Below are 228 nucleotides of genomic sequence, written 5' to 3' on the forward strand. Positions count from 1 at the left end.
TGACAAAACGTATTTTTGTTGCTGTCCGGGATTGAGCAGGCCAGGCAACAGACTCAGCGAATCATTTACCATCATGAGTAAAAATCGTGGCAGGCTATCCAGCGATGAGATGACCAGTGTGGTGGTATCAGCGCTTGAGAAGGAACTTAATAACCAGGGAAATGACGACCGCTAAAACTGGGTTCTTCCTGATTCTATATCGGTGCACATAATGTATATTATGTTAAA

It is taken from the genome of Pantoea sp. UBA5923 (assembly GCF_002431095.1).
In the GTDB taxonomy this organism is placed as follows: domain Bacteria; phylum Pseudomonadota; class Gammaproteobacteria; order Enterobacterales; family Enterobacteriaceae; genus Pantoea; species Pantoea piersonii.